This window comes from Mycolicibacter nonchromogenicus, from assembly GCF_002101775.1.
Lineage (GTDB): Bacteria > Actinomycetota > Actinomycetes > Mycobacteriales > Mycobacteriaceae > Mycobacterium > Mycobacterium nonchromogenicum.
In genome coordinates, this window is the sequence record NZ_LQPI01000063.1 from 11,085 (window position 1) to 31,953 (window position 20,869).

Annotated in this window: 13 protein-coding genes; 5 read left to right on the forward strand and 8 right to left on the reverse strand. The window is 69.2% G+C overall.

Translation table 11 applies throughout. The annotated features are described in order from the left end of the window. Positions 1–90: 90 nt before the first annotated feature. A complete protein-coding gene (locus tag AWC18_RS17000) occupies positions 91–3,843 on the reverse strand; it encodes a multifunctional oxoglutarate decarboxylase/oxoglutarate dehydrogenase thiamine pyrophosphate-binding subunit/dihydrolipoyllysine-residue succinyltransferase subunit (RefSeq protein ID WP_085139491.1) in 3,753 nt (1,250 codons plus the stop codon). A 138-nt stretch (positions 3,844–3,981) separates the two neighbouring features. Next, positions 3,982–4,758 (reverse strand): hypothetical protein, encoded by a 777-nt coding sequence (locus tag AWC18_RS17005; RefSeq protein WP_085139492.1) that lies wholly within the window; start codon positions 4,756–4,758, stop codon positions 3,982–3,984. A 200-nt stretch (positions 4,759–4,958) separates the two neighbouring features. On the opposite strand from AWC18_RS17005, the gene AWC18_RS17010 reads away from it, so the two are divergent. Continuing rightward, a complete protein-coding gene (locus tag AWC18_RS17010; RefSeq protein WP_208858388.1) occupies positions 4,959–6,923 on the forward strand; it encodes an MFS transporter in 1,965 nt (654 codons plus the stop codon). Positions 6,924–6,929: 6 nt separating this feature from the next. Here the strand turns inward: AWC18_RS17010 and AWC18_RS17015 are convergent, their stop codons facing one another. Then, on the reverse strand, positions 6,930–7,496 hold the full coding sequence (locus AWC18_RS17015) for an LppP/LprE family lipoprotein (protein WP_420093356.1): 567 nt from the start codon (positions 7,494–7,496) through the stop codon (positions 6,930–6,932). A 106-nt stretch (positions 7,497–7,602) separates the two neighbouring features. Between AWC18_RS17015 and AWC18_RS17020 the strand changes: the two genes are divergently transcribed. Together AWC18_RS17020 and AWC18_RS17025 are read left to right on the forward strand one after the other, a co-directional pair. After that, the gene (locus tag AWC18_RS17020) at positions 7,603–9,354 is read left to right on the forward strand and encodes a DEAD/DEAH box helicase (protein ID WP_085139494.1); all 1,752 of its coding nucleotides are present in this window, start codon (positions 7,603–7,605) and stop codon (positions 9,352–9,354) included. Next, entirely contained in the window at positions 9,351–10,490 is a 1,140-nt protein-coding gene (locus AWC18_RS17025; protein WP_064998763.1) for an acyltransferase family protein, read from the forward strand. The genes AWC18_RS17020 and AWC18_RS17025 overlap by 4 nt, the downstream gene beginning before the upstream one ends. Here the strand turns inward: AWC18_RS17025 and AWC18_RS17030 are convergent. From AWC18_RS17030 to AWC18_RS17045, 4 genes are all read right to left on the reverse strand, one after another. Then, the gene (locus tag AWC18_RS17030; RefSeq protein WP_064998762.1) at positions 10,471–11,064 is read right to left on the reverse strand and encodes a TetR/AcrR family transcriptional regulator; all 594 of its coding nucleotides are present in this window, start codon (positions 11,062–11,064) and stop codon (positions 10,471–10,473) included. The genes AWC18_RS17025 and AWC18_RS17030 overlap by 20 nt on opposite strands. After that, positions 11,064–12,284 carry a cytochrome P450 gene (locus tag AWC18_RS17035; protein WP_165607245.1) on the reverse strand — a complete coding sequence of 407 codons (1,221 nt, stop codon included), beginning with the start codon at positions 12,282–12,284 and terminating at the stop codon, positions 11,064–11,066. Before AWC18_RS17035 ends, AWC18_RS17030 begins: the two co-directional genes overlap by 1 nt. A gap of 130 nt (positions 12,285–12,414) precedes the next feature. Beyond that, positions 12,415–13,782 carry an FAD-binding oxidoreductase gene (locus tag AWC18_RS17040; RefSeq protein ID WP_064998761.1) on the reverse strand — a complete coding sequence of 456 codons (1,368 nt, stop codon included), beginning with the start codon at positions 13,780–13,782 and terminating at the stop codon, positions 12,415–12,417. Positions 13,783–13,829: 47 nt separating this feature from the next. Continuing rightward, on the reverse strand, positions 13,830–15,122 hold the full coding sequence (locus AWC18_RS17045) for a PE-PPE domain-containing protein (protein WP_165758020.1): 1,293 nt from the start codon (positions 15,120–15,122) through the stop codon (positions 13,830–13,832). 88 nt (positions 15,123–15,210) lie between these two features. Here AWC18_RS17045 and AWC18_RS17050 point away from each other — a divergent pair, with 88 nt between their 5' ends. Together AWC18_RS17050 and AWC18_RS17055 are read left to right on the forward strand one after the other, a co-directional pair. Next, positions 15,211–16,038 carry a uracil-DNA glycosylase gene (locus tag AWC18_RS17050; protein ID WP_085139496.1) on the forward strand — a complete coding sequence of 276 codons (828 nt, stop codon included), beginning with the start codon at positions 15,211–15,213 and terminating at the stop codon, positions 16,036–16,038. Between the two features lie 177 nt (positions 16,039–16,215). Beyond that, the gene (locus AWC18_RS17055; protein WP_085139497.1) at positions 16,216–17,247 is read left to right on the forward strand and encodes an LLM class flavin-dependent oxidoreductase; all 1,032 of its coding nucleotides are present in this window, start codon (positions 16,216–16,218) and stop codon (positions 17,245–17,247) included. A 1-nt stretch (position 17,248) separates the two neighbouring features. Here AWC18_RS17055 and AWC18_RS21505 read toward each other — a convergent pair whose 3' ends face one another. Further along, complete coding sequence (locus AWC18_RS21505; protein ID WP_133055006.1) at positions 17,249–20,845, reverse strand: PecA family PE domain-processing aspartic protease; 3,597 nt, start codon at positions 20,843–20,845, stop codon at positions 17,249–17,251. Between the last annotated feature and the right edge of the window lie 24 nt (positions 20,846–20,869).

Below are 20,869 nucleotides of genomic sequence, written 5' to 3' on the forward strand. Positions count from 1 at the left end.
TGAGTGTGCACAGTTGCTCAGCAGGACTCGGCGTGTTGCGCACAGACACGCACGCTCGCCGGAGATGGAACGCCGCCCGGCTGGCCGGGCTTAGCCGAATGCCGAGTCGATGATCTCCTGCTGCTCGACGGCGTGCACCTTCGACGAACCCGACGACGGCGCCGACATCGCCCGCCGCGAGATCCGCTTGAGCCCGGTCAGCTTCTCCGGCAGCAGCTCGGGCAGCTCCAGACCGAACCGCGGCCACGCGCCCTGGTTGGCCGGCTCCTCCTGCACCCAGAAGTACTCCCGCACGTTGGGGTAGCGGTCCAGCGTCGCGCCGAGGCGGCGCTTGGGCAGCGGGGCCAGCTGTTCGATCCGCACGATCGCAATGTCGTCACGGCCGTCCTTGGCCTTACGCGCGGCCAGCTCGTAGTAGAGCTTGCCGCTGGTCAGCAACACCCGAGTGACCTTGCTGCGGTCGCCCTCGCCGTCCTCGTAGGTGGGCTCTTCGAGCACCGAGCGGAACTTGACGTCGGTGAAGTCCTTGACGTCGCTGATCGCTGCTTTGTTGCGCAGCATCGACTTCGGGGTGAAGACGATCAGCGGCCGCTGGATCCCATCGAGCGCATGCCGGCGCAGCAGGTGGAAATAGTTCGACGGGGTCGAGGGCACCGCGATCGTCATCGAGCCCTCGGCCCACAGCTGCAGGAATCGCTCGATGCGCCCGGAGGTGTGGTCGGGACCCTGGCCCTCGTGTCCGTGCGGCAGCAGCAGCACCACGTTGGACAGCTGGCCCCACTTGGCCTCACCGGAGCTGATGAACTCGTCGATGATCGACTGGGCGCCGTTGACGAAGTCGCCGAACTGCGCTTCCCACAGCACCAGTGCCTCGGGGTTGCCGACGGTGTAGCCGTACTCGAAGCCGACGGCGGCGAATTCCGACAGCGGCGAGTCATAGACCAGGAACTTGCCGCCGGTCGGGGTGCCGTCGGCGTTGGTGGCCAGCAGCTGCAGCGGGCTGAACTCCGCGCCGTTGACCTGGTCGATGATCACCGAGTGGCGCTGCGAGAAGGTGCCGCGGCGGGTGTCCTGTCCGGACAGCCGGATCAGCTTGCCTTCGGCGACCAGCGAACCCAAGGCAAGCAGCTCGGCGAACGCCCAGTCCACCTTGCCCTCGTACGCCATCTCGCGGCGTCGCTCCAGCACCGGAAGTACGCGCGGATGGACTGTGAAGCCCTCGGGGACCGCCATGAACGCGTCGCCGATGCGGGCCAGCATCGCCTTGTCGACGGCGGTGTTCAGGCCGCGCGGCATCACCTGTTCGGACTCCACCGACTCGCTGGGCAGCGCGGCGTGTTTCTCCAGTTCGCGGATCTCGTTGAACACCCGCTCCAGTTGGCCGTGGTAGTCGCGCAGCGCGTCCTCGGCCTCCTTCAGCGAGATGTCGCCGCGGCCGATCAGGTCTTCGGTGTAGCTCTTGCGGACGCTCTTCTTGGTGCCGATCACGTCGTACATGTACGGGTTGGTCATCGACGGGTCGTCGCCCTCGTTGTGCCCGCGGCGGCGGTAGCACAGCATGTCGATGATGACGTCCTTGTGGAACTTCTGCCGGAAGTCCACCGCCAGGCGGGCCACCCAGTCGCACGCCTCCGGGTCGTCGCCGTTGACGTGGAAGATCGGCGCGCCGATCATCTTGGCCACGTCGGTGCAGTACTCGCTGGAGCGCGAGTAATCCGGCGCTGTGGTGAAACCGATCTGGTTGTTGACCACGATGTGGATGGTGCCGCCGACCCGGTAGCCGGGCAGCTGCGCCATGTTCAGCGTCTCGGCCACCACGCCCTGGCCGGCGAAGGCGGCGTCGCCGTGCAGCATCATCGGCACCACGGAGAAGGGCGGGTCTTCCTCGGTGCCCAACGCGCCGCGGCCCAGCAGGTCCTGGCGGGCCCGGACCAGTCCCTCGAGCACCGGGTCGACGGCCTCCAGGTGTGACGGGTTGGCGGTCAGCGACACCTGAATGTCGTTGTCGCCGAACATCTGCAGGTACACCCCGGTGGCGCCCAGGTGATACTTGACGTCGCCGGAGCCATGCGCCTCGGCCGGGTTCAGGTTGCCCTCGAACTCGGCGAAGATCTGCGAGTAGGGCTTTCCGACGATGTTCGCCAACACATTGAGTCGGCCGCGGTGCGGCATCCCGATCACAACCTCGTCGAGGCCGTGCTCAGCGCACTGGTCGATGGCGGCGTCCATCATCGGGATGACGGTCTCGGCGCCCTCCAGGGAGAACCGCTTCTGCCCGACGTACTTGGTCTGCAGGAAGTTCTCGAACGCCTCGGCTGCGTTGAGCTTGCTCAGGATGTACTTCTGTTGGGCCACAGTCGGTTTGACGTGCTTGACCTCGATGCGCTCCTGCAGCCACTGCTGCTGTTCGGGCTCGAGGATGTGGGTGTACTCCACGCCGACGTGGCGGCAGTAGGCGTCGCGCAACACCGACAGGATGTCGCGCAGCTTGCGGACGTCGCCGCCGGGCAGGCCGTCGACTTTGAATTCGCGGTCCAGGTCCCACAGCGTCAGGCCGTGGGTCAGCACGTCCAGGTCGGGGTGGCTGCGGAAGCGGGTGTTGTCCAGCCGCAGCGGGTCGACGTCGGCCATCAGGTGGCCGCGGTTGCGGTAGGCGGCGATCAGCTCGACGACGCGGGCGTTCTTGTCGACGATCGAGTCCGGGTTGTCGGTGCGCCAACGGATGGGCTCATAGGGGATGGACAGCTCGAAGAAGATCTCGTCCCAGAACGCGTCCGACAGCAGCATCTCGTGCACAGTGCGCAAGAAGTCGCCCGATTCCGCGCCCTGGATGATGCGGTGGTCATACGTCGAGGTCAAGGTGATCACCTTGCCCACCCCGAGTTCGGCGATGCGCTGCTCGCTGGCGCCCTGGAACTCGGCGGGGTATTCCATCGCACCGACGCCGATGATCGCGCCCTGGCCGGCCATCAATCGGGGCACCGAGTGCACGGTGCCGATGGTTCCGGGGTTGGTCAGCGAGATCGTCACGCCGGAGAAGTCCTCGGCGGTGAGCTTGCCGTCGCGGGCCCGGCGCACGATGTCTTCGTAGGCGTCGACGAACTGAGCGAAGCGCAGCGATTCCGCGCCCTTGATGGCGGCCACCACCAGGGAGCGCTTGCCGCCGGCGCCCTGCAGATCGATCGCCAGACCCAGATTGGTGTGGGCCGGTGTGACGGCGTTGGGCTTGCCGTCGACCACGGCGAAATGCCGATTCATGTTGGGGAACTGCTTGACCGCCTGCACGATCGCGTAACCCAGCAGGTGGGTGAACGAGATCTTGCCGCCCCGGGTCCGCTTGAGCTGGTTGTTGATGACGACGCGGTTGTCGATCATCAGCTTGGCCGGCACTGCGCGCACGCTGGTGGCCGTCGGCACCTCCAGGGAGGTGGACATGTTCTTGACTACGGCCGCCGCCGCCCCGCGCAGCACCTGAAGTTCGTCATCGGCGAGCGGTGCGGGAGCCTGCGAGGCAGCCGGCTTGGCAGCCGGTGCAGGCTTGGCGGCGGGGGCCGGCTTGGCGGCCGGAGCCGGGGCAGCAGGGGCCGATGCGGCAGGCGCGGGGGCCGCCGGTGCGGGCTTGGCAGCCGGTGCGGGCTTGGCAGCCGGTGCCGGCTTGGCGGCCGGAGCCGGGGCAGCGGGGGCCGGTGCGGCAGCACCGTCGCCACGTTGCCCGTCGGGCTTGTAGTCAGTCAGGAACTCGTGCCAGCTGGGATCCACAGAGGAGGGATCCTCGCGGAATTTGCGGTACATCTCCTCGACTAGCCACTCGTTCTGACCGAAGGGTGAACTGATACCGCTCACGACAGCTTCTCGCCTCGATTCCTGGTCGTTCGGCGTGGCACTTGCGCCCGCGCCCGCCTGCCTCATAAAGGCTAGCCCCTCCCGGATATTCCGGCAGGCCCGCGGCCTAGTGTTCGCCGGCCCCAATCCCTACGACGATCATGCAGGTTGGGCGTCGTCGTCGGGCAGAGCCGGCACAAGATGCAGGTTCACCGGCCAGCGGCGGGCGGGGGCGCCGAACGCCTTGCGGGCGTTGCTGACGATCTTCTTGCCCATCAGCCGGTTTCCGATGGCGCCGATCACAGCTCCCAGGCCGACCGGCAACAGCTTGCCGAAGGCCAGCGCCCCACGGCGCAGCGTGAAGCGTTTGACGAAGTACCGCAGTAGCCGGGAGTTCAATTCCTTGACCGCGGGCAGCGGCATCGCGGCGACGCCGGCGGTACCTTCGGCCAGCCACGCGCCGCTGGTGCGGCCGGGCCCGATCAGGTCGGCCAGCGCGCCCTTGCCCTGATCACCCACCAGCACCGCCAGCACCAGCGCGCGGCGCCGATCCCGGTTGTCCACGGGGATGCCGTGGACCTCCGCAACCGACAGCACGAAGAACGCGGTGGCCTCCAGGAAGACCGCGGTCTCCCCGGCGACCGCCGACAGCGCCATCAGGGTGCCGATCGCCGGCACCGCCGCGGTGGCGCCCACCGCGGCACCGCTGGCGGTTGCCGCTGCCAGGAACCGCTTCTCCAGCTTTGCGATGACCTGGGCCGGGCTCGCATCGGGATCGTTGCGCCGAAGGCGCTCCACGTAGGCGCGCACCGCCGGACCCTGCACCCGCTCACTGCGCTCGATCACGCGCGCCAACACCCGGGCCGCCCTGCTGGGCGTCTCCTCGAGGGTCGGCGCCGGAGCCTGCGCCGGCCTTCGCCGTCGAAAGATGCCCATGTTGCCTCCCGTTTCGAGTCGGTCGTGTTCAGGCTAACGCGATGGTGGTTGTTTACCCGTTTCTTGATCGCTCCCCGCAGCGAATCGCATCGCGGCGATCCGAGTTGTTCGCGGCACCATCTGTCCGTAGCGTCGCAGGGAGGTGGGCTGACGCCCCGAACACCACAGCGCAGCGATGAGAGGGGCGGCGCTTGAGCAGCATGAGCGACGGCCCGGAACGCGCCGACATCACACGTTCCGCTCCGCCGCGCTCAGCTGATCCGGTCAATCCGTGGCACGCGCTGTGGGCGATGATGCTCGGCTTCTTCGTGATCCTGGTCGATTCCACGATCGTGGCCGTCGCCAATCCGAGCATCATGTCGGCGCTCGGCATCGGCTACCACACGGTGATCTGGGTTACCAGCGCCTATCTGCTGGGTTACGCAGTACCGCTGCTGGTCGCCGGTCGTCTCGGCGACCAGTTCGGTCCCAAGAACCTGTACCTGATCGGGCTGGCGGTGTTCACGGCGGCGTCGCTGTGGTGCGGCCTGGCCGGGGACGTCGAGATGTTGATCACCGCCCGGGCGGTCCAGGGCGTCGGGGCCGCGCTGTTGACTCCCCAGACCCTGTCGGTGATCACCCGCTCGTTCCCGCCCCACCGGCGCGGTGCGGCCATGAGCGTGTGGGGCGCCACTGCCGGGGTTGCGACGCTGATCGGGCCGCTGGCCGGCGGTGTGCTGGTGGACCGTCTGGGCTGGGAATGGATCTTCTTCATCAACGTCCCCATCGGCGTCATCGGTCTGGTGCTGGCCATCGTGTTGATCCCCGACCTGCCGGTCCACCGGCACCGCTTCGACATCTTCGGCGTGGCGCTGTCGGGGGTCGGGATGTTCCTGCTGGTCTTTGCCCTGCAGGAAGGCGAATCGCAGGGGTGGTCGCCGTGGATCTGGGCGCAGATATTCGGCGCCGTCTGCTTCATGGCGGTCTTCGTCTACTGGCAGGCCGTCACCGACGGTGAGCCGTTGGTGCCCCTGCGCATCTTCCGCGACGTCGACTTCGGGCTGGCCAACATCGGGGTGGCCGTCGTCGGCTTCGCGGTCACCGGGCTGATGTTGCCGGTGATGTTCTACGCCCAGGTGGTGTGCGGGATGTCACCCACCCGCTCCGCACTGCTGACCGCCCCGATGGCAATAACCAGCGGGGTGCTGGCCCCGATTGTGGGAAGGATCATCGACCGCGCCCATCCCCGAGCGGTGGTCGGATTCGGCTTCTCGGTACTGGCGATCGGGCTCACCTGGATGTCCATCGAGATGACACCGGTGACCCCTATCTGGCGGCTGGTGCTGCCGTTCGCGGTGGTCGGGATCGGAATGGCCTTCATCTGGTCGCCGCTGGCGGCCACTGCCACCCGCAACCTTCCGCCGCATCTGGCCGGCGCCGGTTCCGGGGTTTACAACGCAACGCGCCAGGTCGGGGCGGTTCTGGGCAGCGCGGGCATGGCGGCCTTCATGACGTCGAGGATTGCCGCCGACGTCCCGGGCGATCCGACTCCCGAGAACGCGTCTGCGGTGCTGCAGTTGCCGGAGTTCCTGCACGAGCCGTTCGCGGCGGCGATGTCGGAGGCAACGCTGCTGCCGGCCTTCGTGGCGCTGTTCGGTGTGGTCGCCGCGCTGTTCATGGTCGGCTATGTCATCGACCCGGCCCGCCGGATGCCCGCGCGAATCGGCCAGGGCCCGGCTCTCGACTTCGACGATTTCAGTGATTTCGACGACATCGATGGCCTTGAAGACCTCGCCGGCGAGCCCGACCGGGGCAGCCTGCCGCGACACTTCCGGGCCCCCCACATCGGAGCTGAAGTCGACGAGCCGACGGAACCCATCCCCGTGGCCACGACGAGGGCCGCGGAGGTCCGTCGTCCGCAGGATCCCGTCACCGAACCGCTCGCCATCGCGATTGCGCCGGTGGTGGTCGCCGAACCCGAACCGATCCCACCCCGGCACAACGGCGTCGATGTCGGCGGTGGGCGCCATCTGCGGCTGATCGCCAACGGGGCCGCGGTACCCGATGTGCTGGCCAAATTCGGGATCACCGGCCACACCGGGTCCCGCCGAAATCGGCACTACCGCGAGGATCCCGACGACGCCGATGCCTACGGGCGGCACGCGCGCCGCGACAGTTGGTTCTAGACCCGGTTACCGGGTGGTGTTGCCGACGACCTCCACCCCGGTGCCGTTCCAGTGGAACTTCACAACTCCGGCCAACCCCGGTATGCCGCTGGCGTTTCGCAGGGCCACCGTGTCGCCGGTCGACTGGGCCAGGTCGATCCCGCTGAATCCGTAGGTGTCCGGGACGGCTTGGGAGAGGAATTCGCCGCGGTGAAACAGCACCGCACGCGTACTCGGGTTGTCGGCGTTGGTGTTGGCCTTCACGATCACCGCCGAGATGTCGCTACAGGTGTTGTAGTTGCCGGCCAGCGGTTCCGGGCTCCAGGGCTGCTTGCTGCGCGGGTCGTTGGGCAACTCGGAGACGGCCTTGGCGATCGCCGGCGCGGCCAGGTTGATCGCGCACGGGTCGGCGGGCGCCGGACTGCTCGACTTCTCGGAGGTGCTGGGGGGCGGCGCAGGCGGCGCGGCGGCCGGACTGGTGTTCTCCGGGGTCTTGGCGACGGTGGAGTCGCCGGAGCCGCAACCGGCGAGCAGAGTTGCGGCCAGCGCGGCGATCACGACTGACGATTTGGCGGCACTCAGCACACCGGGCACCGTACCGTGCCCGCTCGGCCGTCGGGGGAGGCGCGCAACCGCCATTGCCGGTCGCCGATCGACGTGGCGGTGGGTGGGTCTTCTTAGCCGTAGACTGCTAAGCGCTATGACCTCGCTAGATGCCGCCGCTGAGCCCTCCCCGGACGCCGATGGGTCCCCGTCGGACCCATCGACCCCGACTTTCGCTGACCTGCAGATCCACCCCTCGGTCCTGAAGGCCGTCGCCGACGTCGGCTACGAGACGCCCTCGGCTATTCAGGCCGCCACCATCCCGGCCCTGCTGGAGGGCTCCGACGTCGTCGGGCTGGCCCAGACCGGCACCGGCAAGACCGCCGCGTTCGCCATTCCGATCCTGTCGCGCATCGACACCACCAGCAAGGCCACCCAGGCGCTGGTGCTCGCGCCCACCCGCGAGTTGGCGCTGCAGGTCGCCGAGGCGTTCGGACGCTACGGCGCACATCTGCCACGGATCAACGTGCTGCCGATCTACGGCGGCGCGTCCTACACCGTGCAGCTTTCGGGTCTCAAGCGCGGTGCGCAGGTCGTGGTCGGCACGCCGGGCCGGGTCATCGACCACCTGGAACGCGGCAGCCTGGACCTGTCGCACCTGGACTACCTGGTGCTCGACGAGGCCGACGAGATGCTGCAGATGGGGTTCGCCGAGGACGTCGAGCGCATCCTGGCCGACACCCCCGAGTACAAGCAGGTCGCCCTGTTCTCGGCGACCATGCCCTCGGCCATTCGCCGCATCACCAGTCGCTACCTGCACGACCCGGTCGAAGTCACCGTCAAGGCGAAAACCACCACCGCGGAGAACATCGTCCAGCGCTACATCGAGGTCGCCGGGCCGCGCAAGATGGACGCCCTGACCCGGGTGCTCGAAGTCGAGCCCTTCGAAGCGATGATCGTCTTCGTCCGCACCAAACAGGCCACCGAAGAGGTCGCCGAAAAGCTGCGTGCCCGAGGGTTTTCCGCGGCGGCGATCAACGGTGACATCGCGCAGGCGCAGCGCGAGCGCACCATCACCGCGCTGAAGAACGGCAACATCGACATCCTGGTCGCCACCGATGTCGCGGCCCGCGGACTGGATGTGGAGCGCATCTCCCACGTCGTCAACTACGACATTCCCAACGACCCCGAGGCCTATGTGCACCGGATCGGGCGCACCGGGCGAGCCGGCCGCTCGGGAACGGCACTGCTGTTCGTCAACCCGCGGGAACGCCACCTGCTCCGGCTGATCGAGAAGGTGACCCGGCAGAAGCTGATCGAGGCCGAACTGCCCAGTGTTGACGACGTCAACGCCCAGCGGGTCGCCAAGTTCGCCGACGCGATCACCCACCACCTCGGCGCGACGGGCATCGAACTGTTCCGCCGCCTGGTCGAGGACTACAGCCGCGAGCACAACGTGCCGATGGCCGACATCGCCGCCGCACTGGCGCTGCAGTCGCGTGACGGCGAGGCGTTCCTGATGGTGGAACCGCCGCCGGACAAGCGCCGCGAGCGCGCCAAGCCGGATCGCGACGGCGGCCGGGACGACCGCAAACGCGACCGCAAAGGCCCGCCCAAGGACGGGTTCGCCACCTACCGGATCTCGGTCGGCAAGCGCCACAAGGTCAACCCGGGTGCGATCGTGGGGGCACTGGCCAACGAAGGCGGCCTGCACCGCAGCGACTTCGGCAACATCAGCATCAAGGTGGACCATTCGCTGGTCGAACTGCCCGCCAAGCTGTCCGGCAGCACCGTTAAGGCCTTGGAGCAGACCCGGATTCAGGGCCAGCTGATCAACCTGCGTCGTGAACGGCCGTCCGGTAAGTCCGATCGCCGTGGCGAGGGCGGGTACCGGAAACGGACCGAATGACCCTGCCGCGCGACGACGACGCCCAGGGCGGGCTCGAGCAGGTCGCCGGCGTCGATCGGGTCGCATCGCTGACCGGTGTGCGTGCGGTGGCGGCGATCCTGGTGGTCGGAACGCACGCGGCCTACACCACCGGCAAGTACACCCACGGCTACGCGGGGCTGCTGGGTTCCCGGATGGAGATCGGGGTTCCGATCTTCTTCGTGCTCTCCGGTTATCTCTTGTTCCAGCCGTGGGTGCGGGCCGCCGCTTTCGGGCGTCCGGATCCGTCGGTGCGCCGCTACGCCCGGAACAGGGTGCGGCGCATCATGCCCGCCTACGTCGTGACCGTGCTGCTGGCCTACGTGATCTACCACTACCGCACCGCCGGTCCCAACCCCGGCCACAATCCGATCGGGTTGCTGCGGAATCTGACCCTGACTCAGATCTACACCGACAACTACATGTTCGGCTATCTGCACCAGGGACTTACCCAGATGTGGAGCCTCGCAGTCGAAGTCGCCTTCTACGCGGTGCTGCCCCTGCTGGCCTATGCGACATTGGTCTGGCTGTGCCGCCGGCAGTGGCGGCCCGGACTGTTGCTGGCCGGGCTTGCCGCGGCGGCGGCGATCACACCCGCGTGGTTGACGCTGGTGCACACCACCGACTTCCTGCCCGACGGCGCGCGGTTGTGGCTTCCGGGTTATCTGGCCTGGTTCGTCGCCGGCATGATGCTCACGGTGCTGCAGGCGATGGGTGTGCGTTGCTACGGTTTTGTGGCGATTCCGTTGGCGCTCATCTGTTATCTCATTGCCTCCACGCCGATCGCCGGGGAGCCCACCACGTCACCGGCGAAGCTGTCCGAGGCGCTGGTGAAGGCCGGGTTCTACGCGGCGATCGCGGCGTTGGTGGTGGCGCCGCTGGCGCTGGGCAACCGCGGCTGGTACGCACGGCTGCTGGCCAGTCGGCCGATGGTGTGGCTGGGGGAGATCTCCTACGAGATCTTCCTGGTTCACCTCGTGCTGATGGAGGTGGTGATGGTGGAGGTGCTGCGCACCCCGGTCTACACCGGCTCGATGCCGGCGCTGTTCGTGGTCACCATGCTGGTCACCGTGCCGGTGTCCTGGCTGCTGCACCGGCTCACCCGGGTGCGGAGTTGAGCCGTCCCGGCGACACCACGACCGGAACCACGAACTGCGCCAACATCTCCCGCTCCTCGTCGGCGTCGCGCCCCGGGAAGCTCAACATCGACGTCACCACCCGCACCACCCAGCGGGCCCGCTGCGCAACCGCGTCGTCGTCTTCGGCGTCCAAGTCGGACAGGAACGACGCGACCATCACGGTGATGACATCGGACTGCGCCGCCATCGCGGCGCCGATCGGTGGTCCGGTCTCGGCGAACCACGACGCCAGCGCCGGATTGCCGCGGACCAGCGCCAGCGATTCGGTGATCCCGGCGATCAGCCGCTCCGCCGGGTCGTCGATGCCGGCCAGCCTCCGGGTCAACTCGTGATAGAGCGCATTGGCCCACCGGTGCACGTAGGCGGTGTGCAGCGCGTCGCGGCTCTCGAAGTACCGATACAGCGTGGCGCGGGAGCAACCTGCGGCGCGGGCAATCTCATTCATGCCCACTGAGGCGGGATCCTGTTCGGCGAAAAGCCTTTCGGCCGCATCGAGAATCTTCTCGGCGGCCAGCTCACCGCGCTGATCGGACAGCCAGGACCGACCGGCCATCACGGCCCGACGGTGAAGGGAACCGACAGCGGACGCCGCACATAACTGCCGCCGGACCACACGATCCCGGCTTCGTCGATCGTGAAGTTCGGGCAGCGGGCCAGCAGTTCCTCCAGCGCCACCCGCGCCTGCATTCGGGCCGCCTGGTTGCCGATGCAGTGGTGCGCGCCGTAGCTGAACGTGAGGATCTGGTGGGGCTTGCGCCGAACGTCGAGTTCCCCGGCGTCCGGCCCGAACTGCCGTTCGTCGCGGTTGCCCGAGCCGTAGAGCAGCAACACCTTGCGGTCCGCCGGGATGGTGGTGTCGCCGACGGTGACGTCGCGGGTGGTGGTGCGGGCCAGCCCCTGCACGGGCGAGGTCAGTCGCAGCAACTCCTCGACCGCGTCGCGAACCAGCTCCGGGTTGTCGACCAGCAGCTGACGCTGATCCGGGTACTGCTGCAGCAGTTGCACTGAGCCGCCGAGCATCCCAGTGGTCGTGTCGTTGCCGCCGGTGACCATGGTGAAGGTGAAGGCCAACACCGACAGCAGTCCCTTGATGTCGCCGTCGGCGCCGAGTCCGGCGGCCACCAGATGCGACACCGTGTCGTCTTCGGGCTCGGTGCGGCGGCGCTCGATGAGCCCACCGAAGTAGGCCATCATTTCCCCGACCGCGTCCCCGGCTGAGGCGACGCCGTCTTCGCTGACGGTGGCCGCGACCACCGCGTCGGTCCAGCGATCGAACTGATTGCGGTCCTCCTCGGGCACGCCGAGGTAGTGCGCGACCACCATCGACGGCAGCGGTTTGAACAGCTCGGCGACGATATCGCCGCCGCCGTTGGCCTGCAGTTGCTCCAGGCGCTCGACCACGAATGCGCGCACCTTCGGCTCCAGCAACTCCACCTGCCGCGGCATGAAGCCACGGGCCACCAGCTTGCGGAACTCGGTGTGCACCGGCGGATCCTGCATCACCATCGGCGGGTTGTCGGCCAGGCCGATCATCTCCAGCTCGTTGTAGTTGACGGTCAGCCCGCGCGCGGAGGAGAAGGTCTCGTGGTCGGCGGCGGCTGCCCAGATGTCGGCGTGCCGGGACAGAACGTAGTAGTCCTGGTTAGGTGCGTGCTCAGGGACCACGTGGTGGACCGGGTCGTGGTCGCGCAGCGCGGTGTACATCGGCCAGGGGTTGGGCCAGGTGTCGGCGTTGCCGAGCTCGAACTTCGGATGAGACATCGTGGTCGTCATGTCTCATTGATACGACAGTCACTACGCCAGTGTCAATGGTCGTTCGGTCTGCACACCGCCGAGCCGGAAGTCCACGACGCGACACGCCAGGGGAGCGTCGGCAGATTCCGGCTCGAGGAAGAAGGGGTGGCTAGATTCCCGAACCCGGGTTGAGGATGTTCAAGGGGTCGAGCGCGGCTTTGACCCGCTGATTCAGTGCCATCACGTCGGGCCCCAGCTGGGCGCCCAACCAGGGCCGCTTCAATCGCCCCACGCCGTGCTCACCGGTGATGGTGCCGCCCAGCTCCAGGGCCAGATCCATGATCTCGCCGTAGGCGAGCTCGGCGCGCCGCACCTGGTCGGCGTCAGTCGGGTCGTGCACGATCAGCGGGTGCGTATTGCCGTCGCCGGCGTGCGCGATCACCGAGATCAGCACCTGGCGCTCGGCGGCGATCTTCTCGATACCGGTGATCAGCTCTGCCAGCCGCGGCACCGGCACCCCGACGTCCTCCAGGAGCAGCAGACCCTTGGCCTCGACAGCGGGGATACAGAACCGCCGGGCCGCGACGAAGCCTTCGGCCTCGACCGGGTCGTCGGTGGAGAACACCTCCTTGGCGTGGTGCTCGGCGAACACCCGGGCCATCAGCTCCACATCCTCGGCGCCCGCGTGGCCGCGCTCGTCGGAGGCCGCCACCAGCATGGCCGCGGCCTCGCGATCCAGGCCCATGCGCAGCTGGTCTTCGACGGCGTTGATCGCGGCGGCGTCCATGAACTCCAACATCGACGGGCGCAGCTGCCCGGATACGTCGAGCACCGCCTCGGCCGCCGCGGTCACCGAGTCGAAAGTGGCTACCACCACAGCCGATTTCGGTTGAGCAGGCAGCAGTCGCAGGGTCACCTCGGTGACCACCCCGAGTGTGCCCTCGCTGCCGACGAACAACTTGGTCAGCGAGAGGCCGGCGACATCCTTGAGCCGGGGGCCGCCCAGACGCACCGCGGTGCCGTCCGCCAACACCACCTGCAGGCCCAGCACGTAATCAGTGGTGACGCCGTACTTGACGCAGCACAGGCCGCCGGCGTTGGTGGCGATGTTGCCACCGATGCTGCAGATCTCGAACGAGGACGGGTCCGGCGGATACCAGAGGCCGTAGGCGGCGACGGCCTTCTTCACCTCGGCGTTGAGCAGGCCCGGCTGACACACCGCGGTGCGGGTGACGGGGTCGACGGTGATGTCGCGCATCTTCTCGGTACACAGCACGATGCCGCCGTCGATCGCGGTGGCACCGCCGGACAGGCCGCTGCCCGCGCCGCGAGTCACCACCGGCACCCGGTGCGCGGTGGCCCATCGCATTACCGTCTGCACTTCTTCGGTGCGCAGCGGGCGCACCACCGCCAGGGGTTGACCCGCCGACGGGTCCAGCGCCTTGTCCTGCCGGTAGCCCGCGGTGATCGTCGGGTCGGTGACCACCATCCCGTCGGGAAGCTGGGCTGTCAGCTCGGTCAGCGCGTCGGCGTTCACCAGGTGATCCTAGCTGCGGCGTGTGGTGTGGAAGCCGCTCAAGGAGGTCAGCTGGTGACCAGACCGCCCAGCGTGCCGATCAGCCCCAGCACCGGATCGAGCAGGTACTCCTGGACGCCGGTCACGGCGAACAGCAGTTGGACGGCTTCGCCGATCGGGCCGGCGATCGCGGTGAACGCGGTGAAGGGGTTGAGGTAGTCATTGAGCCAGGAGGCCGCCTGCGCGTAGGGAACGCCGATCTCCTCGGCCGACCAGGCGCGGGCGTCATCGAAGAGGCCCATCAGCTCGGCGTATCCGGGCAGGTCCAAGCCGAAGAGATTCAGGGCATTGTCGGCCCCCTGCACGCTTGACTGCGCGAACTGGAGCGCGAAGGTCACCGGGTCCAGCGTCGGGATCAGCTGAGCAGGCGTCGGCTCGCCGAACGGCACGGTCCTGTCATATCCGGCTTCAACCATCACCCGCAGGGCCGGTTGCACGACGTCGAGCCACGACTCGGGGATTCCCAGGGTCCGCAGCGGGCTCAGCAGCGGCAGCTGGGCGGTCGGGATGAAATAGAAGGTGGTGTCGCCGGTGACCTGCCTGACGATGTCCGTGGCGCCCAGCACGTACTCGTCGACATACGGGCCGGACATCGGCTCCGACGGCGGCCACACCAGGCCAACCGGGTCGGGCAACGGCCCACCGCCGTAGCCCCCGTGGGTGTAGATGAATCCCAGCAGCGCGTTGAGATCGGCCACCAGGTTGATCGGAAACTGCGGAAAGTCCGAATTCGCGTCGTACTGCGCGCTGACATCGAAGGTGTCGATACCGCCGTTGGTCGGCTCGGCTCCGTTGAAGTCAAAACCGGGCATGCCCGGGATCACCAGTCCCTCGAAGCGCTCCAGAAAGCCACCGTTGGGGCGGTTGCCCGAGCCGAGCAGGAAAAAAGTGACGTCCGGGGGAACCCGGTCGGACTGCATCAGGTTGATCTTTTCCAGGACCGCGATCTGGGCGCTCTGCGAATACCCCGACACCAGGTAGGGCTGGCCCAGGGGCTGTTGAGCCATCGCAGCCTGAAGGTTCGCCAGACCGGTGGGAATCGAGGTGCTGGCACCCGATGCGGGATAGGGGACCATCACCGGTTGATAGACGCCGCCGGTGGCGGGGTCGATGTAGTCGGTGACGATCGCGTCCTGCCAGCGTTGATTGGGGGTCGGCATGAAGGTGCCGCCCATGATCAACGCCGGCAGCGCATCCTGCGCGCTGTCGGCCTGGGCGGGTGCCACCGGTGCGGCGAGCAGGAGCGTTGTGGCGCACAGCGTTGCGGGCAGAAATCTTTCGGAAAGTCGGCGTAGACCCACTGTCAGCCCCTCTCCGGCCCAAAGTCGGTCAACTATGTCTGAGAATTTCTCAGAAAGCAAGGCCCTTTGCTCGCCGGCCGCTGCGGGCATGCAGAGTGAGATCATGCTCAGACATCCCCGCACCGGTGAGCTGTTCGACTCCCCGGTGCCGCCCGGGGCAGGCTGGCCCGGCGATCCGGCGACCCCGGACACGCCGCGGGCCGCCGACGCCGCACAGGTGCTGCAACTGGCCGACCAAGTCGCGGCGATAGACGAACTCGACGCGCTGATCAGCGTCTGCCGGGCCTGCCCACGACTGGTGGCCTGGCGCGAACAGGTGGCGCTCACCAAGCGGAAGTCCTTCGCCGACCAGCCCTATTGGGGGCGGCCGGTGCCGGGGTGGGGATCGCCGACACCGAAGATCGTGATCGTCGGGTTGGCGCCGGCTGCCAACGGCGCCAACCGCACCGGGCGGATGTTCACCGGCGACCGCTCGGGCGACCAGTTGTACGCCGCGCTGCACCGAGCGGGCCTGGTCAACCAGCCCACCAGCGTCGACGCCGCGGATGGGTTGCATGCCAACGATGTTCGGATCATCGCGCCGGTGCGCTGTGCGCCACCGGACAACGCGCCGACCACGATCGAGCGCAACACCTGCGCACCCTGGATCGACACCGAATGGCAGCTGATCGCTCCCCACGTACGGGTGATGATTGCGCTGGGCGGCTTTGCCTGGCAGATCGCGTTGCGGATTGCCGCCGACCTGGTGCCCAAACCCAAACCGAAGTTCGGCCACGGCGCGGTCGCCGAACTCGGACCGACGCTACGGCTGCTGGGCTGCTATCACCCCAGCCAGCAGAACATGTTCACCGGCCGGCTGACCCCGGCCATGCTGGACGACATCTTCGCGCAGGCGGTGGGGCTCGCGCGGATCTGACACCGCGTCGGGCCGTGTGTCGGCGCGGGGCGTGTGCCGGCCGCGAGCCGGAATCTGACGACGCGACACGCCCGCATCACGTCGTCAGATTCCGGCTGGGCGCTCTGGGCCGGCCGGGCGCGCCGGCCGGCCGGGCGCCCGGGAAGGTTCGGCCGCCTGTGCGCGTTGCACACTAACGTGCGTCTTTCCGTTCTCGACCTCGTCCCGGTCCGCACCGACCAGACCACCGCCGACGCGTTGGCGGCGACGGTGCGACTGGCCCAGACTGCCGACCGCCTCGGCTTCACCCGGTATTGGGTGGCCGAGCACCACAACATGCCCTCGGTGGGGGCCACCAGCCCGCCGGTTCTGCTCGCCTACCTCGCCGCGCAGACGTCACGGGTGCGGCTCGGGTCGGGCGGGGTGATGCTGCCCAACCACGCCCCGCTGGCCGTCGCCGAACAGTTCGCGCTGCTGGAGGCCGCCGCGCCCGGCCGCATCGACCTGGGCATCGGGCGGGCGCCCGGATCCGACCCGGTGACCTCGGTGATGCTGCGTTCCGGACGTGGCGAGGAGGACATCGCGAACTTCCCCGACTATCTCGACCACGTACGGGCGATGATGAGCAGCCGCGGGGTGCAGGTTCAGCTGCGTGACGGCGACTACCTGCTCAAAGCCACCCCGGCCGCAACCAGTGAGCCGCGGCTGTGGCTGCTGGGATCGAGCATGTACTCGGCCCGGCTGGCCGCCGCCAAGGGCCTGCCCTACGTGTTCGCCCACCACTTCTCCGGCCAGGGCACCGAGGAGGCGCTGGCCTACTACCGGGCGAACTTCACCCCGAGCGATGCGTGTGCTGAGCCGACCACGTTTCTGACCGTCAACGCGTCGGTCGCCGAAACCCGCGACGAGGCAACGGCATTGATGCTGCCCAACCTGCAGATGATGGCCCGGCTGCGGACCGGGCGACCGCTGGGCGCGGTGGATCTGGTCGAGGACGCCCAGACGGCAGTGGTCTCCGACTCCGAACAACGCATCATCGACAGCGGGTTGCGGCGCGCGGTCGTCGGCACACCGGCTGAGGCCGCTGAGCAGCTGACGGCATTGGCGGAGCAGTTCGGTGTCGACGAGGTGATGATCAACCCGGTCGCCTCGGCGCATCGTGGCACCGACCCGGCCGCCGCTCCCGGCCGCGAACGCACCTGCGAGCTGCTCGCCAAAGAGCTGCTGTGAGTCAGCGGCTGATGATGGTCGCCCCGTAGCCGCTGGGCCGGTAGTCGATGTAGACCGGGTTCACCGAGAACGGGTAGTAGCCACTGTTGGCCGCCCCGCCGGAGGTGACGTACGGACCGTTGTTGGTGGTCGTGTAGGAGTACAGCAGGACGCTGCCGTCGGAGTTGTACACCGAGATCACCGTGCCGGCCGGCACCTGCGAACCGACCCCGAGCTGCGGCATCAGCGACTGCGGAATGCTGCCGTACATGCCGCCGGAGTCGATCGAGGTCGTGACGGCCACCGGGGGAGCGCCGTTGATGGAGATCATCGTGTCCACGTAAGGCGATCCGGAGACCGAGGTCTCGGGGTCGAGCGGGTTCGGCCCGAAAATCACCTGGCCGGTCTGCTCGTCGATGAGCACACCCTGGTTGAGCGCGCCGGGCAGCGCCGAGATGATGGTCGACGTGCCGGCGTAGCCGTTGTTGGGACCGATGCCCAGGACGCCGACGATGCCGTATTGGTTGAAGTACTGCGTCATCAGTGCGTTCGACCCGGGGGCGATGACGTTGACTCCGGTGGGGTCGGTGACAAGGTCTCCCGAGCAGGCCACCTTGTCGCAGAATCCCACCGTGGTGCTGTAGGTCTGGTAGGCGTAACTGTTGCTGCCCAGTCCGGCGTAGCTGGCGTTGCCCGACAGCAGCACGTCGCCGAGGCCGCCGGGGTTGCCGACGGCACTGTTCAGAATCGTCAGGCCGGTGGAGCCGGTGTCGATCTGCACCGGCACCGGTGGACCGCCGTTGATCGAGATGTAGACGATCGGGCTGATGCCGCCGCTTTGCAGGTACAGCGGGATGGTCACGTTGACCGGGCCGTCGGGGCCGCCCCGCTCGCCGGCGGGCAGACCGCCGGAACCGGCACCGCCGTCACCCCCGGCACCGTTGGCGCCGTTGCTGCCTACCGCTCCGCCGAGGCCGCCGTCACCGCCGTCGCCGCCGTCACCGCCGCGGGCACCGCCGCCGCCGACCGCCACCGATCCCGCACGCCCGCCGTTACCGCCGTCGCCGGCCGCCCCGCCGTGGACGTTGGTCCCGGTGAGCGTGCTGTCGCCGCCGTCACCGCCGTCGCCGCCTCGGCCGCCCGCGCCGGCATTGCCGCCGGTGCCCGCCAAGGCGTCCACGCCTCCGGCGCCGCCCGCGCCGGCGTTGCCACCGGCGCCGCCGTTTCCGCCGTTGCCACCGCTGGAGCCCTGCGCGTAGTAGGTGCCGGTCGCACTGCCGCCGTCGCCGCCCGCGCCGCCGACACCGCCGTTTCCGCCGGTGCCGCCGTTGAACCCGGTGTCCCCGACGCCGCCGGCCCCGCCCGCTCCAGCGGCGCCGCCCTTTCCACCGACCCCGCCGATACCGACCGGCGCCCTGTTGATCCCCGGCTGCGCGTAAAACCCGGAGCCGGGCGATCCGCCGTCGCCGGCCGCACCACCATTGCCGCCATTGCCACCGGTTCCGCCGGCGCTGTCAACGCCGGCCCCGCCGGTGCCGCCGCCACCACCGGTACCGCCGTTGGCTCCGGCGCCGCCGTTGCCGTTGGTGCCGAACCTGCCGTGTTCGCCGATGGCGGGGTTGCCGGCGTACGCCGAACCGCCCGCACCGCCGGAGCCGCCGGCGCCACCGTTGCCGCCGTCAAAGCCGGTGCCGCCGCCGAGTGCACCGGTGTCGCCGAGCCCGCCGTTGCCGCCGACGCCGCCTGCGCCGCCGTCGCCGCCGCTGCCGTATTGCACGTTGTTCGCCACGTCGAGGGTGGCGATGCCGTTGCCGCCGCCGTTGCCACCGGCACCGCCCGCTCCGCCGGCCCCGCCATTGCCGGTGCCAGGTCCGTGTGCGGTCGTGCTGCTGCCGCCTGCGCCGCCGGCCCCGCCCTTGCCGCCGTTGCCGCCACTGCCGGGCAGGGTGGCGCTGGGGGGCAGTTGGCTCTGGTCGGAGCCGCGTCCACCGTTGCCGGCGTTGCCGCCGGCTCCGCCCTTGCCGCCGTTGCCGTCACCGAGCGAGTTGCCGCCGGCTCCGCCCTTGCCGCCGTTCCCGCCGTTACCGGCGTTGCCGTTGTTGACGACGGGGTTTCCGTTGGCGCCGTTCGCGCCGTTGCCGCCCTTGCCGCCGTCGCCGCCGTTGCCGTGCAGACTGCCGGTTCCGCCGGCACCGCCGTTGCCGCCGTTGGCGCCCGGGGTGACGGCGTTGAAGCCGTTGCCGCCTGCGCCGCCGTTGCCGGCGCGCGCGGTCGATACTGAGCCGGCTACTCCGTCGATGCCCTGGACGGAGCCGATACCGCCGGCCCCGCCGAGGCCCCCGATGCCGACTTGGCCACCGTTGCCTCCCCGGCCCCCGTTCGGGTTGGCGGCGTTGCCGTCGCCGCCCCTGCCACCGTCGCCGGGGGCACCGCCGTCGCCGCCGTTGCCGCCGTTGCCGCCCACGCCCTGCTGGCCTGCGATGCCGTGCGCTGAGGCGCCGCCGTCACCGCCGTTGCCGCCGATCCCGCCCTTGCCGCCCTGCATGCCGTTGCCGCCGTTGCCGCCGGAGGCACCCGCGGTGACGGCGTTGCTCCCGGCCGCGCCGTTGCCGCCGGTCCCGCCGTTGCCGGCGTTGCCGCCGTCGCCGCCCGCCCCTCCGTGGCCGTCGCCGAGGGAAGCGCCGCCGGCGCCGCCGTTGCCCCCGCGACCGCCGGCCCCGCCGTTACCGCCCTGCATGCCGTCGCCGCCGTCACCGCCGGCTGCGCCCGCGAGGATCGCGTCGATTCCGTCAAGGCCGGCTCCGCCGGCGCCGCCCGCCCCGCCGCTGCCGCCGGCGCCACCACGGCCGCCGTCGCCGTACTGGGCGAAGCTGGCTCCGCCGGCGCCGCCGTTTCCGCCCAGCCCGCCGTCGCCCCCGGTGAAGCCTTCCGCCCCGGTCGCACCGGTGGCGCCGGTTCCGCCGATGCCACCCTCGCCGCCGTTGCCGAACAGCCAGGCGATGGCGTCGCCGCCTGCGCCGCCGATGCCCGCGGCCACGTCGTCGAAGCCGATACCGCCGGCGCCGCCGACTCCGCCGTTGCCCATGAACCAGCCGCCGGCGCCGCCGATGCCGCCGTCAGCGCCGGGGCCGCCGTCACCGCCGGCCCCGCCGTCGCCGAACATTCCGGCCGCCCCGCCGTTGCCGCCCGCTAAGCCGGCGTCGAGCTGGTCGAAGCCGTCTCCGCCGTCGCCGAACCACAGGCCGCCGGCGCCGCCGTTGGGGTTCTCGAACGTTCCGTCCTGGCCGTTGCCGATCACATAGGCCCCGACCAGCTGGTTGATGCCGTCGTTGATCTGCTCGCCCAGCGGGCTGGTGATCCAGGCCTGGATCGACGTGTGCAGCGGCTCGTAGAAGAGCTGGTCAAACCATGCCGCGGAGTCGAACGGGTCGGTCTCCGCGGACACCCCGGCGACCGGGGTGAACAGGTCGATCAGCCAGTCGAAGTCCAGCTCGTCGGCGCGTGCCGGTCCCGTCGCTGGGGTGAGTCCCACCGCAAGGAACGTGCCGACCGCTGCGCCGGCCCCCGCCAGGCGCCGGCGCGCAGATTTCGACTTGCGCGGCCCACGCTGGCGACTCATCGCCCCAAAGTACTAGCTGAGTGA

Coding starts and splice junctions, on each gene's coding strand:
- AWC18_RS17005 (WP_085139492.1), bottom strand. CDS start 4,758: ATGGGCATCTTTCGACGGCGAAGGCCGGCGCAGGCTCCGGCGCCGACC.
- AWC18_RS17010 (WP_208858388.1), top strand. CDS start 4,959: ATGAGCGACGGCCCGGAACGCGCCGACATCACACGTTCCGCTCCGCCG.
- AWC18_RS17020 (WP_085139494.1), top strand. CDS start 7,603: ATGACCTCGCTAGATGCCGCCGCTGAGCCCTCCCCGGACGCCGATGGG.
- AWC18_RS17025 (WP_064998763.1), top strand. CDS start 9,351: ATGACCCTGCCGCGCGACGACGACGCCCAGGGCGGGCTCGAGCAGGTC.
- AWC18_RS17030 (WP_064998762.1), bottom strand. CDS start 11,064: ATGGCCGGTCGGTCCTGGCTGTCCGATCAGCGCGGTGAGCTGGCCGCC.
- AWC18_RS17035 (WP_165607245.1), bottom strand. CDS start 12,284: ATGACGACCACGATGTCTCATCCGAAGTTCGAGCTCGGCAACGCCGAC.
- AWC18_RS17050 (WP_085139496.1), top strand. CDS start 15,211: ATGCAGAGTGAGATCATGCTCAGACATCCCCGCACCGGTGAGCTGTTC.
- AWC18_RS21505 (WP_133055006.1), bottom strand. CDS start 20,845: ATGAGTCGCCAGCGTGGGCCGCGCAAGTCGAAATCTGCGCGCCGGCGC.